The organism is Enterococcus sp. AZ156 (assembly GCF_051714165.1).
GTDB classification, from domain to species: Bacteria; Bacillota; Bacilli; order Lactobacillales; family Enterococcaceae; genus Enterococcus_B; species Enterococcus_B pernyi.
Window position 1 is genome coordinate 3,009,505 of the sequence record NZ_JBIORI010000001.1, and the last position, 16,524, is coordinate 3,026,028.

General features: G+C 37.4%; 12 protein-coding genes. 3 read left to right on the forward strand and 9 right to left on the reverse strand.

The annotated features are described in order from the left end of the window. Positions 1 to 225 precede the first annotated feature (225 nt). Complete coding sequence (locus IGJ95_RS14210) at positions 226 to 2,157, reverse strand: NAD(P)/FAD-dependent oxidoreductase (RefSeq protein WP_438762171.1); 1,932 nt, start codon at positions 2,155 to 2,157, stop codon at positions 226 to 228. Positions 2,158 to 2,462: 305 nt separating this feature from the next. Here IGJ95_RS14210 and pplA point away from each other — a divergent pair, with 305 nt between their 5' ends. The 3 genes from pplA to menA all read left to right on the forward strand — a co-directional run bounded on the left by pplA (position 2,463) and on the right by menA (position 5,710). Continuing rightward, positions 2,463 to 3,416, forward strand: coding sequence for an extracellular electron transfer flavoprotein PplA (gene pplA, locus IGJ95_RS14215; protein ID WP_438762173.1), 954 nt, complete (start codon positions 2,463 to 2,465; stop codon positions 3,414 to 3,416). Positions 3,417 to 3,646: 230 nt separating this feature from the next. Then, positions 3,647 to 4,744 carry an FAD:protein FMN transferase gene (locus IGJ95_RS14220; RefSeq protein WP_010733914.1) on the forward strand — a complete coding sequence of 366 codons (1,098 nt, stop codon included), beginning with the start codon at positions 3,647 to 3,649 and terminating at the stop codon, positions 4,742 to 4,744. Positions 4,745 to 4,756: 12 nt separating this feature from the next. Continuing rightward, entirely contained in the window at positions 4,757 to 5,710 is a 954-nt protein-coding gene (gene menA, locus IGJ95_RS14225; protein ID WP_010733913.1) for a 1,4-dihydroxy-2-naphthoate polyprenyltransferase, read from the forward strand. A gap of 186 nt (positions 5,711 to 5,896) precedes the next feature. On the opposite strand, the gene IGJ95_RS14230 is transcribed toward menA, so the two are convergent. The 8 genes from IGJ95_RS14230 to IGJ95_RS14265 form a co-directional block, all read right to left on the reverse strand. Next, on the reverse strand, positions 5,897 to 6,502 hold the full coding sequence (locus IGJ95_RS14230) for a hypothetical protein (RefSeq protein ID WP_096081859.1): 606 nt from the start codon (positions 6,500 to 6,502) through the stop codon (positions 5,897 to 5,899). Beyond that, complete coding sequence (locus IGJ95_RS14235) at positions 6,503 to 7,438, reverse strand: hypothetical protein (RefSeq protein ID WP_010733911.1); 936 nt, start codon at positions 7,436 to 7,438, stop codon at positions 6,503 to 6,505. 59 nt (positions 7,439 to 7,497) lie between these two features. Continuing rightward, positions 7,498 to 10,587 carry a lysozyme family protein gene (locus IGJ95_RS14240; protein ID WP_226077358.1) on the reverse strand — a complete coding sequence of 1,030 codons (3,090 nt, stop codon included), beginning with the start codon at positions 10,585 to 10,587 and terminating at the stop codon, positions 7,498 to 7,500. Positions 10,588 to 10,620: 33 nt separating this feature from the next. Continuing rightward, complete coding sequence (locus tag IGJ95_RS14245) at positions 10,621 to 12,963, reverse strand: VirB4-like conjugal transfer ATPase, CD1110 family (RefSeq protein ID WP_438762176.1); 2,343 nt, start codon at positions 12,961 to 12,963, stop codon at positions 10,621 to 10,623. After that, the gene (locus tag IGJ95_RS14250; RefSeq protein WP_023520574.1) at positions 12,960 to 13,310 is read right to left on the reverse strand and encodes a PrgI family protein; all 351 of its coding nucleotides are present in this window, start codon (positions 13,308 to 13,310) and stop codon (positions 12,960 to 12,962) included. The genes IGJ95_RS14245 and IGJ95_RS14250 overlap by 4 nt, the downstream gene beginning before the upstream one ends. Before the next feature lie 9 nt (positions 13,311 to 13,319). Beyond that, on the reverse strand, positions 13,320 to 14,144 hold the full coding sequence (locus IGJ95_RS14255) for a hypothetical protein (RefSeq protein WP_023520575.1): 825 nt from the start codon (positions 14,142 to 14,144) through the stop codon (positions 13,320 to 13,322). 34 nt (positions 14,145 to 14,178) lie between these two features. Then, complete coding sequence (locus tag IGJ95_RS14260) at positions 14,179 to 14,406, reverse strand: hypothetical protein (RefSeq protein WP_023520576.1); 228 nt, start codon at positions 14,404 to 14,406, stop codon at positions 14,179 to 14,181. 412 nt (positions 14,407 to 14,818) lie between these two features. Then, a complete protein-coding gene (locus IGJ95_RS14265; RefSeq protein ID WP_137073100.1) occupies positions 14,819 to 16,516 on the reverse strand; it encodes a VirD4-like conjugal transfer protein, CD1115 family in 1,698 nt (565 codons plus the stop codon). Between the last annotated feature and the right edge of the window lie 8 nt (positions 16,517 to 16,524).

A 16,524-nucleotide genomic window follows, 5' to 3' on the forward strand; every position in this document is an offset into this window, starting at 1 on the left:
CTCCTCGTTTGATTGCTCCAATTTTACCATGAATAACGAAGGTTGTGAATGAGAGGCACAACACAGCTAATTCAAGGATTTGAGCGATTCATCATCTTTATACGAACCTATTTAAGAAAAAGATGAGCTTGGAATGTTTGCACACCCCAAGCTCCTCCTTATTTCTTCTCATATCATGATTTTAGTTGCTAAAATCATTTGGATTATTTGAATTGTTAACTTTCTCTATTCGCCGTAACGTGCCTTTGGTTTCCCGTACCACCAATTACCGAGTGTTTTCTGTAACCAAGGAATCACCCAACGATCCAAACCGATCGCACGACCTGAACCATTCATCAAGGCAAACGCCACAAAGATGAACCAGATGTTTACCCAGTAGAACATACCAGAAATACAGAATGTGATAACTAAAACAATCGTTGTTGCACTACATAACCAAGTGAATAAACCGGCAATCAATGCTAACGCTAACGCGATTTCAAAGAAGACCATGAATTTTTGGAAGAACATCGCTACATCGTTATTTGGCATGATGACTTGCATGATGCTGTTGAACCAGTCTGGTGATTTATCGATCACTGCCATTGGTTCTTCACCATATGCGTAGCTCAAGCCAAAATGTGCCACTTGTGTTGCTGCTTCTCCAGTTGTTGCACCTGCACCGCTCGCAGCTGTTGTTGCATCACCTGCTGCTGAAGCACCACTTGCTACATCTGCTACATTGTATTCCCAAGTCCAAGGGAACACACTGTTACCAGTAAACCATGAACCTTCACCAAACCAAGTACTTGGTTTTAATACTTCACCGTTACCAATCATTTTCTTAGAAGCTTCAACTAACCAAACGAGACCGTAGAAGATTCGTAATGGGACGCTCCATAAAACATTGCCGTAACGAGAAGAATGTCCACGAGTCACATTGCGATCATCTTTGATATGGAAGAATTCGTGCATCATATATTGGAACATATAATAACCTGAACGGATATCAAAGAAATATTTCAAGTTGACGATATGCTTCATGATAATTGCTAAAAAGCCACTTAAATGGATCTTGTCAAATAAGTTCGCTACACCCCATTTGGCGCCGACAGAAACCATAAATCCTTGGTAGTTCCCTTTAAATTTATGTTTCTCGCCACCTTTGATCGAAGCCACGATATTCGCTGCAGCTGTATGACCGGTTTGTTCTGCGGCTTGAACGATTTGTGGTGTTGGTGTATTAGGGAATTCTTCGTAATACGCTAAATCACCAATGATGTAGATATTTTGTTCTTCATAGCCTTTTGCTTGCATATATTCGTTTGCTACTAAACGTTGGCCACGTGCAGTCTCTAATCCGAAATCAGCCGCATCGGTTGTTCCTTTAACACCTGCTGTCCAAATCAAGGTATGCGTAGGCACTTCACGACCGTCTTTTAATTTGATATGGTCAGGAGCGACTTCAACGATTGGCGCATTCAACAATAGCTCAACATTCTTTTTATTTAAATAACGTTCTGCTTTGGCTGCATCATTACGATCCAACATATTCAAAATCGTTGGCATTGCTTCAACAACCATTAGTGTAATCTCATTTGCATCTAGTTTGTAGTCTTTGGCTAAACGATCTTTCCAATCCACTAACTCACCGATCATTTCGATTCCCGTAAACCCAGAACCACATACAACAAACGTTAACATTGCCTTACGCAATTTTTCGTCTGGTTCTAATGCTGCTTTTTCGACCGTTTTCTCAATGTGCTTACGGATCTTAACGGAATCTTCAAATGACCAAAGAGTAAAGCCATTTTCTTTAACACCTGGTGTACCAAAATCATTTGGTTCACCACCCATACCTAAAATCAATTGATCGAATGGATAAGCGCCTAATTTGGTTTTGACGATTTTTTTCTCTTTGTCGATGCCAATTACTGTATCAGTCACTAGATCTACATTTTTTTGTCTTGCAAATAATCGTTGCAAATCGTACTGGATCGCCTCTGGTTCCACACGTCCGCCTGCAACTTCGTGAAGTTCTGTCATCATCGTGTGGTACGAATGACGATCAATCAATGTGATTGTTACGTCTTCTTTTTTCAGTTTCTTCGCTAAGTGTTTTGTAGCTGAAACACCCGCATAACCAGCACCCACAACGACAATATTTTGCTTTGTCATTGAATATCCGCTCCTTATTTTTCATCTATATAAATTATTAATAGTTGATCGTTTTTTCAATTTGATAATGATTACACAATCTTTATACATTATATAGATGTTTTGTATATTTGTCTAACACCTTTTTATGTTTTTTTTATTACAATAAAAACGCCTGTTTTTCACGAAATTTCCAGAAAGAAAACGCTCAATTAAATCACTGTCGTTATTTTTGTAAAACGGTTGACTTATTGATGATATCCATTAGAATGTATAATGAATCACAAGGAATTTGTGGACAAAAAATGAAATGGCGGGGTTAAAAAATGAAGAAAAATCGGTTTGTTACGGGGTTTGCTGTATTAGCATTCTCAACATTGATGCTAGGAGCTTGTGGATCAGATAACAATGATAGTTCAAGTAGTACATCTTCTTCTACTTCTACTGCACAATCTTCTACAACAGAAACTAGTACAACAGAAACTAGTACAACAGAATCAACTAAAGAAATCGTTGCTGGTGGAGAATTACAAGACGGTACATACAAGTTAGAAGAAAAAAACTACTCTAATGGTTACCGTTCAGTTTTTGAAATGGTCGTAAAAGACGGCAAGATCACTGAGTCTAATTATGACAATGTGAACGAAGATGGCAAATCTAAAATGGATGATGCTGAATACAACGAAAACATGAAAGCAAAAGCTGGTACAAATCCAGAAACATTCATTCCTGAATTAAATGAACAGTTGCTAAGCGCACAAAGCGCAAGTGGTGTAGAAGTTGTGACTGGTGCGACACATTCATCAGAAAGTTTCCAAAACTACGCACAACAATTGATCCAAGCGGCTCAAGCGGGTAACACTGAAACGATCGAAATCGATAATGGTGCAGAACTTAAAGACGGCACATACAAGTTAGAAGAGAAAAACTATTCAAATGGCTATCGTGTGCAATTTGAATTGACAGTTGCAGATGGCAAAGTCACTGAATCAAACTTTGATTACATCGATGCAGATGGCAAATCAAAACAAGATGATACAGAGTACAACGAAAAGATGAAAGAAAAATCTGGTACTGACCCTCAAACTTACATCCCAGAATTAAACGATGAACTTATTTCAGCAATGGGCGAAGAAGATGGTTCTCCAGCAGATGTAGAAGTAGTAACTGGCGCAACTCACAGTGCACATTCATTCATCATGTATGCACAACAATTAGTCAATGCTGCTGAAAAAGGCGATACACAAACAATTGAAGTCGATAACATTGTGACAAAATAAACTTTGTCTAACAGAAGGCTCATCTGCCTTTACGATAATCCTTTTGGAGATGTGGCAACTGTCACATCTCTTTTTCTGTGCTATCCCTGCAAACGCCATATCCCCCCGAAAAAAAGATGTTCATTCCTGCCAGATTATATTAGAATACAAAGCATGAACTTACTTTTGATTTCGCTTAGAGATTTCTCTTTATGCGGAACATGAAATAGATAAAAAGAAATGAGGAATAGATGTTGAAGAAACGATTACTTCCTTTTGTCTTGCTCTTGTGCCTACTGACCATTGCGGGTTGCAGCACAGATCAAACAACTGAAGGAAAACAAGAGAACAACACTTCACTGCTTTCTGACCCTTACACAGACGAACAATTTTTGCTTGGTACTTACGTTCGTATCCGTATCTACGATGAAGGGAAAGAAGACGTATTAAAACCTGCTTTTGACCGAGTCAAAGAGTTAGGCGATAAAATCACGATCAATCAAAGCGGCTCCGAAGTTGATGAAATCAATCAACAAGCAGGAATCAAACCAGTCAAAGTATCTGACGATGTGTACCGTTTATTAAAACGTGCGTATGAGTACAGCGAGGACTCTCATGGAGGCTTTGATATGGCAATCGGTCCAATCACACAATTATGGCGTATCGGCTTTGACGATGCACGTAAACCATCACAAGCAGAAATCGATGAAGCATTGAAGTTAGTGGATTATCATAAAGTCCAATTCAATGATGAAGAAAAGACTGTTTACTTGCAAGAAAAAGGCATGATCCTTGACCTAGGTGCCATTGCGAAAGGATTCATCACTGATGAAGTCGTCAAAGTCTTGAAAGACCATGATGTAACGACGGCGATCGTCGATCTAGGTGGGAATGTCTATGTTCTTGGACACAGTCCTAGAGGAGAAGATCAAGATTGGACAGTCGGTATCCAAGATCCGAATCTTGCCCGTGGAACGATCCTCGGCTCGATCAAAGAACGAAATAAAACATTGGTCACATCTGGAATCTATGAGCGCTACTTGGAAGTTGATGGCGTGAAATATCATCACTTGTTCGACCCTAAAACCGGCTATCCTTTTGACAACGACATCGCTGGTGTCACGATCATCACCGATCAATCCATTGATGGAGACGGACTATCTACTGCGGTCTTCGCCATGGGTGTCAAAGATGGCTTGGCGTACATCGAGGATAAACTGAATGATGGAACTGAGGCGATTTTTGTGACAAAAGATGATAAGGTCTATGTGACAGATCCAATCAAAGATACTTTCAAACTCGCTGAAGATTCAAAATATACTATGGGCGATCGTTCTGAATTAAACTAAGGAGTAACTGATATGACACTAAAAATCTTTTTAGAAGTAGTTGAACTACGTACGAAGGTCGCTAGTGTATTTCCTTTTGCGATAGGGGTTTTATTCTCTATCGCTTTTTTTCACGAAATACAGTGGCTGAACACTTTACTGTTTTTTATTGGTATGCTTGTCTTTGACTTAGCAACTACCGCAATCAATAACTATATGGATTATGAAAAAGCACATTCGGAAATTTATAAATACGAAGAGAACGTCATTGGACGGACTGGTATTTCACCAAAACTCGTACGAAACATGATTTTAGGGATGATTGCTTTTGTCTTAGTCATCGGTATATTACTGACATTGCGGACTGGTTGGTTATTGTTGCTGATGGGGATGATTTGTTGTTTTATTGGGATTTTTTATACTTTTGGTCCTATCCCTTTATCACGTATGCCATTAGGAGAGATTTTCAGCGGTTTTACCATGGGTTTAGGGATCTTTACGATGGTCATCTATATCAACACTCATCGCAGCGATCTATTTGATTTAACCCTGTCTTTAGCAACTGGCACCTTCAATTTATCTGGCAATATCTGGGCTGTAGCCGCCATCTTTCTGGCAGCACTCCCACTTGTTTTTACGATAGCCAATATTATGTTAGCGAATAATTTACGCGATTTGGAGCGAGATATTGAAAATCATCGGTACACGTTAGTTTTCTACATTGGTCGTCCCATCGGTATCATGCTTTTTCAACTTTTGATGTATGCGTGCTATCTGATTCTTTTAATAGGTCTGATCAGTGGTATTTTTCAATGGCCGATCCTTCTGGCTTTCTTGACTTTACCAAAAATATATCTTAATCTTCAGCTATTCAAAGAGAGTCTGCCGCAGCCTATCAGTTTTAGCTATTCAATCAAAAATATGATTTTGTTCAACAGTAGTTATGCACTTGGTTTATTCGCAACGATTCTTCTCAATCAACTATAGACATAAAAGTGTCTGGGACATTAGTCCTCTTGTACCACCTAAAACCGAATAAACGGCGAGAACAGAAGTAACCTCATCGGAAATAAGGCGCCATCCACAAAAATTTGAAAAACAATTTTCGTGGATGGCGCCTTATTTCTCGAGACTGAACACTTCTTTCCCGACCTCTTTCTCTAGATCTACAGACTATCTCGTTGGTAATGGTGTACCTTTTGCTAGTGGATTTCTTGTCAATCCCTGAGTTCTTAATGCATCATTGTGTAGTTTTGCTTGTCTATTCGCTCTATTCGTCATTGCGGATAGTCTTGGCTTTCCATCTGGAGTGCCGCCTTTTTCAGCTGAATTACTTCTAGATAGTAAGGGCTTTTCAGCTGAACTTCGTCCATGGGACATTGAGGCAGTCCCCTGTTCTCTGGTCAGATGGTCTCTACTGATAACAAGTTTCCGCTTAATAGAGTTCCAGGCTTTAGATAAAGTTCCCTTATCTTTTGACTCTTTATCTATTAACTTTTCTCTTCTATCTGCACGATTTTGCTGATACGTTCTGTATTTTTGTCTCAAGAAATGCCAAGCTCTGGCTAGAATCCCTTTTTCTTTTAGATCTTTACTTTTTGGATTTTCTCGTGCTTCTTTACGTTTTTGTCGAAATACCTGAACTTTTCGATATACTTTCATTCCTAATTGAACAACTTTTTTTATGAATCTATAGAGCCAAATTGGTCCTCTTTGAAAGATTCTTTTAAAAATATTTTCGAGCTTATCGATTTCTGGATCTTTATCTACGTTATTCATTTAGGTCACATCTCTTTCTGTTATAATAACTGTATTGCCCTCTTCATCTGTGGTTTCTTGTGTTCTTGAGGTGTCTGAACGACTCGTCCCATCTTGTGTCATTTGTACAGATTCATACGGCTTTTCAAATAGAGTGTTCCATTGGAAGCTTCCTTCATTTCCAAGCAGCCTGTATTGATTCGCTTCTTCAGTGATTCTAAAAGTGATTGTTTTTTGTAGATTCCCACTGTCTGTTCGATTGACGACAAAGTTGGCACCTTCATGATCGGTATCAAATGAAACAATTCGATACTCAAATGTTACTTCTTCATCTGATCTTCCTTCTTCAATTTTTTTCTGAGTAAATTTGTCTTCTCCAAACTCTAATGTAAAGGAACGACTATTGTTCGTATTTTCCCATGTTCCTTGCATCAAGATATCCATCCACATTTGTGAAACCGCTCGTTGTGCGGCTTCAACCTGCTCAGAAATTTCTGCTTCTAACTGGGCTTTTACTTCTTCTGTAGGATAAAGATACACATCTTCCCCATCATCTTCTCGATATAAGATCGTGTTTCCCATCTTAGTTTGTAAGGCAAATTCTTTGGTTTGCTTCTTATCGTTTTCTAAAACTACCTGACCACTTGTATTTAAATAATAGGTCCCTGACTCAAACCAATCACTGGAGACTTTATAGGTTCCATCAGTTGCTAATACGATTTCTGTATCATCTGGTAGATTAGAATACCAGGTGCCACTGTAGATCGTTGCGTTAAAACGATCTCTTGACTCTGTTGTTGCTTGTTCTTCTGTCGTTGAGTCTGTTGATTTACCTGTATTTTCTTGTGCAGTATTCATTAATGAATACCCTACGAGTCCAGCAACCACAGCAACAAACAATCCAAGTCCGATAATTATTTTTTTACCTGACTCTGTTTCTAAAAAATTTTTTAACATACTTCCTCCTTTCAAGATATCCTCTAAACCATCTGTCAATTATTTTCAGTGTTATCTTCTTATGGCAGGCCATATCCTGAAATAACATTACTTCCAATGGCGTAAGTTCTTCTTCTTACTAGATTGTCAGAGTTACCTTCGATGACCTGAATAATATTTCCGCCAGAATATTCAACGATTCCTACATGATCTTTTCCTGTTCTTCCACCAGTCCAGTCAAAAAATACAAGATCACCAGATTGAGGAACATAATTTTCATCATATGTTTTGAACTTATCATTCGCCTCAAACCATTCTTTCATATCAAGAACATTTGCTGTATTCAATACTCGTCCTTGTTCCAAGTATCCCGCTTCATTCGCTATCCACGAAACAAATACAGCTGACCACTCCATTCGATTGTTGAATCCAGCCCATCGCCAATACTTCTCACCATTCGGGTTACCAAGTTCTCTTCTAGCAAGCTCAGCTAATCTGCCTGTATCTGCCATGATATTTCTTGTGACCATGGCGGTATAAAACATATTGCCAAAGATGTATCGCCAGTTATAGCCCAATCCTTGCGCGACGATATGATTGAACGGAATGGTTTGATTATTACTTTTCATTTGCGCATACAAGCGCGCATCTTCAAAGGAATAAGGCGCATTTCGTTTGATCAGATCATCAAGATACGCTTCGCCATAATTATAGGCTTGAACCGCTGCCAGACCATTCAGATTATTGCTTTGTGCTTTTTTGAGCAGATAAGCAAAATATTCGACGCCTTTTTCAATCGATTCCTCTGGCGTAGTGATTCGGTCTGGAGATGATAGTGCCAGTTGCGCATTCATGATATCTGGCTGAATGGCTTCATTTCCACCAGATTCTACCCATATCATGGATAAAATGGCATTAGTAAATGCTTCAATGCCATGTTTGCTCGTTTGTTCCGCAACTCTGTTTTGCCATTTAGTAACTGCTAATGGGGGATTGATCAGATTCCCATGTAACCCGCCACCATTACGCATATAGGCTAAGTTGGTATCCGTACTAAAGACTAAATTATTGATGTAGATCGCTGGATAAACATCAGGATCTTTATGCCAGAAGCGATATTCTTTCATTGCAACTAATAAATTCCCATCAAACTGATTTCTTGTATAGCCAATCAAATCACCTGCTTCTAAGGTTCTGCCTGGCCTCACTACTGGATCAATATTGACATAATACGCATAATATAGACCTGTATCCGTTTCTATTGCTGTCGTTACAGGCGCTGAACCATCTGTATGACCAGCCTGATAACTATAGTTGATACTTTCCACTGTTTCAAAGGTGGTGGCATAAACAGGTGTTCCAGGTTCTGCTTCCAAAGCGATTTCGTAATGTTGGGTATTGGGATTACGTCGACGATAGCCAAAATTATCCACCACGTTTGCGTAGTTCATCTTACCAAATGGATTAGCCATGAAAATTTTATCTTCAAAGCGATCTTTCTCCATGATTGGGTAATATTTATCTACTTCATCTTCATCAAAAGCAATGACTCGTCCATAGTAATCATCATCCCTTGAATAACGCCTAGCCACATAGACTCCTACTTCAGGATCCGAGTCAAACATTTCACCAATTGTTTGGACATTGATTTTGACGGTAGCAACATTTTTTTTCTCACGTTTTACTTCTGTATGCTCTTCACCTGTTTCTTTATCCACCGTTATCACAACAGTTTCAACTTCTTTGTCTTTTTCAATGACGGTCGTGTAGTTGTAGACCATGTCATGTAATGCATGGATTTCATCTTTTACAGTGAATACTTTGATAGGTTCAGGTGATAATGGGTGTGGTGCGTCATGAAAAACAGCATATGTGTTATCCCTCGCTGACCATGGAATCCAGACACCTGTTTTTTCAGCCACTCTTTTTCGATAGGTAACAATGGCAGTATTATCGATATCATAATCTTCAAACTTTGCATTTAAGTAGTAGATATAGTTATCTCCATTGGATACATACATAAATTGCTCTGGATCAGATTCTATCCCGTTTACTTCAAAATAGACCTCATCATGCTCCGGATCATCAACTAGTCGATTGTACGTATCATATACCTCTTTGTTTTTATAAGTATCTAACCACGTGACATAGTTGTATGCTTCGGTAATCATCATCGACTCTGTTTTTACGACAAATAAACTTAAAATCGTTGTCCAAAAAGAAACGAAGATCGAAATGATCGCAATGACCACTGCAACAATCAAGATGATTACGATCAATTTCAATAAGATAGGTAACTTTAGAATAATAAGCATGGTGATAAGCATACCAACTAAATTCAAATTACCCTCTTCATCTCGCCCAACCTTATCGATAATTAAGTCTTTGATTTTATTTTTAAAAGGATTTTTAGGCGAAATTTGATCTTTCAACATATTATCTAATTTGGCCCGCATATTCCTTTTAGCTGCAACCTTCTTTTTTCCTTCTTTTCGCTTATTGTTTCTTTTCTTTTTTTCAAGCTGTTCATTTTTAGAAAGATGCAAAGCTCTTTTTTGATTTTTATGACGTAAATTTGTTGTGTTAGTGCTAATTTTTTCTTGTTGTCCTTGTTGCTTTTCTAGTTTTACTTTACTGATATATCCTTTGTAAGTGTTACTTTTTTTTCGTTGGTTACGAATTTTTTCCTGACGGTTTTTTCTATTCAAAAATACTTGAGTATTCGTTTTTTCGTTTTTTTGTTCTGTGTCGTTATTAGTCACAGGAGCAGAAGCGATGGTTGTATCGACTTTATTAGGGCGCATCATTAAATCATGTTGCTGTTGCTTTAGTTCATCTCTTCGACTTTCTCGAATTCTTTGTCGTCGACTAATGCTCTGAGTGTTGACCGGTTGGCTTTTATTCGTGCTATCTAAAGGTTCCTGATTCACATTATTTTTATCGTTTTTGCTTTGTTTTCTCTGAAAAATTATTTGCTGGGATTTTCTTTTGATACGAGGATTGTTCCCCTTCAATAACTTCAACAGTTTTTTTCTTCGAGAAGTACTGATAGAATTATCTTTTTTTAAAGATAGTTTGCTACTTCTTACTACCATTTTTTTATTATTTGTACTAGTAGTTGTAGCATTCTTACCTGCCCTGTTCTTGTCTAAAATTTTTGAATCAGCCACTTTCCTGTTTCCTTTCCCGTATCCGTATACCTATCAAGTTTCTCCAGGTTTTGTTGACATCATCTTATAGAGCTGTGTATCTTTAGGGAAATGATCATAAAAGGGCAACGTTGTATCCCCAAACACCATAAGACCATACCCTTCTGGAGAGTTCATTACGTATTTTTCTTGTTCTTCTGAAATATCAAACAGTCTAACTAACTGTGTACGGTCTGATTTTGCTTGATTCAACATCATGATAAAATCGCTATTTGATAACATCCGTCGAGCTAAATCCGACAATAGTAAGGTTTCAACGTTCTGGGTAATGCCAGTCGGGATCGCTCCCCATTTTCGTGCACGACTCCACAGCTCAAAGAAGTAATTCTCAGAATATTCATTCGTAAACAAAAGCTGCATTTCATCAATATACAACCACGTGCGAACACCTCGTTCACGGTTAGTCGTGATGCGATTCCATACTTGGTCTAAAACAATTAGCATCCCCATCGTTTTCAATTGTTTTCCTAGATCCTTAATATCATAAATCACTAAACGTTTGGTAATGTCGACATTCGTCTCTGCAGAGAAGACCGACAAACTTCCTTCGATATAGATTTCTAGATCCATTACCAATTGCTTGGCTTCTTCTTCTTCTTGTTCTTTTAAAATATTATAAAAGTCAATGAAGGTAGGCGTACGGTCATTCAACACTTCATACGTTCGACGACAAACACGGTCAATCAACGTTTTTTGTGCCGAACTTAGCCCCAATGCCCCACCAATAATCAGATCAAATAACGAAATCAAAAACTCTGATTTTAACACGACCGGATCAGTATCATCTCCGTAGTTCTCATTGATATCCATTGGATTGATCGTTGTCGGTGAATCACTAGAGATTTTGATGATCTCACCATTGAAATTTTGTCCAATGACAGAATATTCACGCTCAGGATCAATAATGATGACTTCATCATCTGCATCGCGTAGCAGTACATTAACGATTTCGCGTTTGACTGAGAAACTTTTACCAGAACCTGGTGTTCCTAGAACAAATCCATTTGGTGCTTTTAATAATTTTCGATCGAGAGAAAGAATATTTTTTGAGATCGCATTGACACCATAATACTTCCCATTTTCTTGAATCAAATCCGAAATCGTGAATGGGATAAAAATGGCGGTACTGGCTGTTGAAAGTGTTCGATCTAATGGAATCGCATTGATTCCTAACGGTAATGTCGCATTTAAGCCATTTTCTTGCATGAACTCCAATTCAATGAGTTTAAATCCAAAGCGACGAGACACTGAGTTTATTTCATCATGGACTTCAGCCAATTTTTCTTTCGTTGGTGAATGGAAATAGACAGATCCTGTTATCGCGTATAATTTTTGTCCCCTATTTTGGAGATCATCCACCAAACCTTTAGCCTCTGTTAGTGAGTAAGAGAGTTCATAAGAGAGCATCTCAAAGTCATACCCACTTTGTAACGCCTTCTTCTGCTCATCCACTTTTTGTTGTTCCATAAAAGCCAATTTTGTCTTCACTAAATCAAAGGCTTCATCTTGATCCATTGGTTCAATATGTAAAGATACAACAATTTCACGAGGGATTTCTAACATTTCAAAAAGAAACGTATCTGATAATTCAGAAGGGTATTCTTGTAAATATAATGTTTTTGCATAGTGATCATCGATTTTTACGTAGTTTTTGTTTTCTTTAAATTCCATGACTTCAGGTAGTACCTCATCGACTTCTGTTTTAACCGTCTTGTCATTCGTTAATAAGATTTCGGAAATCATATGTAATAATTTTATTTTTTCTACCTTTTTTGCTTGACTGCCTAAGCGACTAGCAAACATTTCAAAACGATCTGCTACCATCTCTAATTCTTTTTGCGCGATCTCCAACGTAGGATGTTTCTGCACAAAAGTAAATAAGATCGTTTTTTTGAAACCATTTTTTTCTTCATCTAATTTCCTTGAAATGACTTGATTCATTTCCTCACGATATGAATCGAGGAAATCATTTTTTGCCTTGTAATAAAGAACCGATTGCAAATCAGCAAGCGGTCGTTTCTTTTTATAAACAGTGAGTTGCAACTTTGTTTTACTACTCAATGAATTTAAAAAGTCGCAGTATTGAGAGAAAATTTCAATTTGATGATCGTCAGAAGATAATTGATAATTGATATCTTGTAACTCAAGCGTCAATGAATAGGTAAATTCATCGATTTTACAAATACCACTTTCATAAATCTCTTCAAATCTAAACGTATCTCTGAAAGGATCAATCTCCTCTTTCTTCTTCGATTTAGGTTTGCTAATAAATTCTTTTTCCTCATCTTTTGGTTTTTTAGTTGGTTTTAACGCTTTGAGCGCTTTTAACTTCATCATGTTTCTTGCCCGCCTACATCTTCAATTTCTTTATTCATTTCTTCCTTAGGCTTCTTTTTTCGTGTCCCTGGTGCCACGTGGTATTTGAAAAATTGTTTAAGATAGATATCAAATGTCAAGCCATTTCTTTTAAACCAGCCAAATGAAACGATTGGAATGGATGAAAGAATCATCAACCAACTTGTGATTTCCATAGGAATCTTTAATCCTGCAATGAAAATCAAACTGATCAAGACATTTACTCCAGCTGCAATAGCTAAACAAAGCAGCTGCTTTAAATTCATTCCCGCAATTACCTTTTCTTTATATTCTTTAATATCCTTTGGTATCTTTACCTCAACTGCCATAGTTCCTCCTTACGATGCTGACATCAATGTTTTTGCCCATCCTTTAGTTTTATTTACAGAAAGTAATAAAGCAATCATGTAAACTGTCAAACCTAAAATAATTCCAAAAATACCTGAACCAACTTCTTCCATAATACGATGGAAGATCGTCGGATAAATCACCAGTACTAACGCGATGAATGTGCCCTGCAGACCGAGGGCAGCGAAATTCTTGAAGAACCCCTTGCTCATCACTGAAAACTCTTGGCTTGGTAAGGCACTCATCGGAATTGGTGCCATTGCACAAAATATATACATCTCCAAAAAACGAAGATAAATAGTTACTTGAACCAATACGCGAACAACAAGGGATGCTAAAAACAGGATACACATCACGAGTAGTACAACTAATTGTGACCACCAACTTAGTTGAGAGACCGCCTGTCTCACTGCATCAGCTGTATCTCTTACAGCTGATGCATTTCCAACCGTTAAAATCCTAGTGGTTAAATTGCCAGCAATGATAACCATACCATCTAAAATGTCTTGAATTCTTAAAATAACTATGTAACAAATGACGAATTTGATCAATGCTTTGATAATCATCTCAAATCCTAACATGGGAGCTCCACCTGCACCTTCAACTTTCGTTGAGATTTTTTGAAACTCTAATAGAATAAAAATTGCTAGAATGGATAAAGCAAGTGGCCCAACTACGTGTTGCTGTAGTCGTTCCACTAAACTGTAGGCATCATATATGTAACTTCGTAAATCCATTCCTAAAATATTTTTTAGATCGTCCCCATTAAGAAATGTCATGATTTGATCAAAGATGGTCATAATTGCAGATTCCATATACTATACTCCTACTCTTCTTTTTGCGTAACGATTATGGTAAAAACGAACCAATATCAAATGAAGTAGCAAACCAACCTGCAGCGACTAGAATCAATCCACCACCAACAATCTGCCAAATCCCTTGTTGTAATTGAGGGCCATTTTTATCTTTTAACGCACCAGCTAGGATAATTGTTCCCCAAATCAACCATAGTCCACCACCAATTAATGTAAACTGTGAAACTAATCCAAATACTTGTTCTAATAATTGTGCATTCATAATTTTGCTAATCTCCTTTTTTATAATAATAATTTTTTATCTTATTTCATAAATTTAGTATATGCGAAATTCTGTGTTTACTTGTATCAGTTATTTCTTCCATTAGAAATTTTAGAATAATTACGACCATTACTTTAGGAGATAAACTGGATAATCGCCTATTATCAAATGAATCTTATTTTTAGGACTAGAACCATCATTTACAATTAACCTTCGATAATAAACCGATTATATGTTATTCTTACTGGCTATTTTTATATTGCTTCAACCTACGATGAATGAAATGGCCAAATTTCACTGTTCTTTTCAGTGAACCAGCCTTTTTTAGCTAATAAAAAGCACCACATTCTCAGTCTATCATTCGAATGAAGGTGCTTTCTATTTATTATGAGTGATTCATTGATCGAACTAGTTAAGCAGATAGATTTCGTTGATACATATAGGAATCCGTCACATCGCCTAACTTCTTATAGTTTTTATGTTTCACAATATCATATTTCTTTGATAAAAATGGATGGACTCCGCGAATTTTTAAGATACATTCCTGTCCTTTGAGACTTGCTACTTCATCGGGGTCCATCAAGTTCCTTCCTAATTTCTGGAAGTTCTCACTAAAAGAACCATTGCTTCCTTTGGTGACGCTTGTATTTCTTTGTTCAATCGTTTGTTTCCCTAGCAATTTTGAGATATATTCGTGCGTACTTTGTTCCATTCCGCCTAAATATAAAAAGACATCACTGGTCCCAATAATCGTTTCCCACGTATCTTTATACAAAGTTTTTAACTGACTGATATTTTGTAAAATGACATTTGTGGAGATTTCACGGCTTCGAATAACCGAAATCACTTTTTCAAAATCAGGAATTTGTCCAATATTGGCAAACTCATCTAGGATACAACGGACATGACAAGGTAATCGTCCCTTATAAACGTTATCTGCTTTATAAACTAACATGTCAAACAATTGCTGATACATCATACTCGCTAAAAAATTGAAACTGGTATCTGTATCAGGCAATAAAATATAGAGAATCGTTTTGACATCACCAACTGTATCTAACTCAAGTGTATCTTGCGAAACGAGTTCCTTGATACTTGGAATATCAAATGGTGACAACCGCACGCCTAGACTGACTAAAATACTTTTTGTCGTTTTATCACCAGAAAGTTTAAAAATCTTGTACTGTGATACCGCAAAGTTTGTCGGATCTTTTTGTTCTAACTCATTGAATAAAATATCTAGTGGGCTGACATAGCCAGGCACATCTTCTTCAATATCTGCTAAACGGACTAATTCAATCACGTTTCCTAACGTCCGATCTTCTGCGGTTACTTCTTGAATCAAATAGCTAAAAATAGCCATCAATAGGGCTGTTTCAGCTTTTTCCCAAAAATCGTCTCCGCCTTTTTTATCCGGGTTCGTCGTATTTTTGATGAGATTGTTCACGATTTTCAAGATATCATCCTCAGTTTGAATATATTGAAACGGGTTGTACTGATGCGTATCTCTTCGGTTGATCAAGTCAAAAATCTTGATTTGATAACCCGCTTCTTCAAACATTTTGCCTGTTTCAGCTAATAATAAGCCTTTAGAATCACTGACGACATAAGAGGAATGCATTTGCATCAAGTTAGGTTTTACATAAAATCGCGTCTTACCACTACCGGCTCCTCCCACCACAACGACATTTTTATTTCGGTTGAAATTATCGTTTCGTGTAATCTTCATACGTCCTGATAATGATAAGCTTTCGCTCTTCGTCAACAAGATATTGAAATCTTTTTTCTTATCAAGAAATGCACGGATGTCGCTGTACTTTCCCCATCGTGCACTTCCATATTCTTCATTAGGGCGGGTATTCTTCTCATCAAACGTCTTATATAAGATAAAAAGTACATAGGAAATAGCAACAACCGCTGCTATCCCTAATGATATCGGTTCATAAGAAAATTGCGGAGCAAATCTAGAAAGTTCTTCAAATGTTCGGTTGAATGTCGTTAGTAAATTATCTGCAAATGATAAATTCCCCGTATTCTCTGCTAAAAATAAATAACCAATACGATTACTCACATAAAGCAGAATACCAATTACTAACACATGCACTACCATAAGCTGCC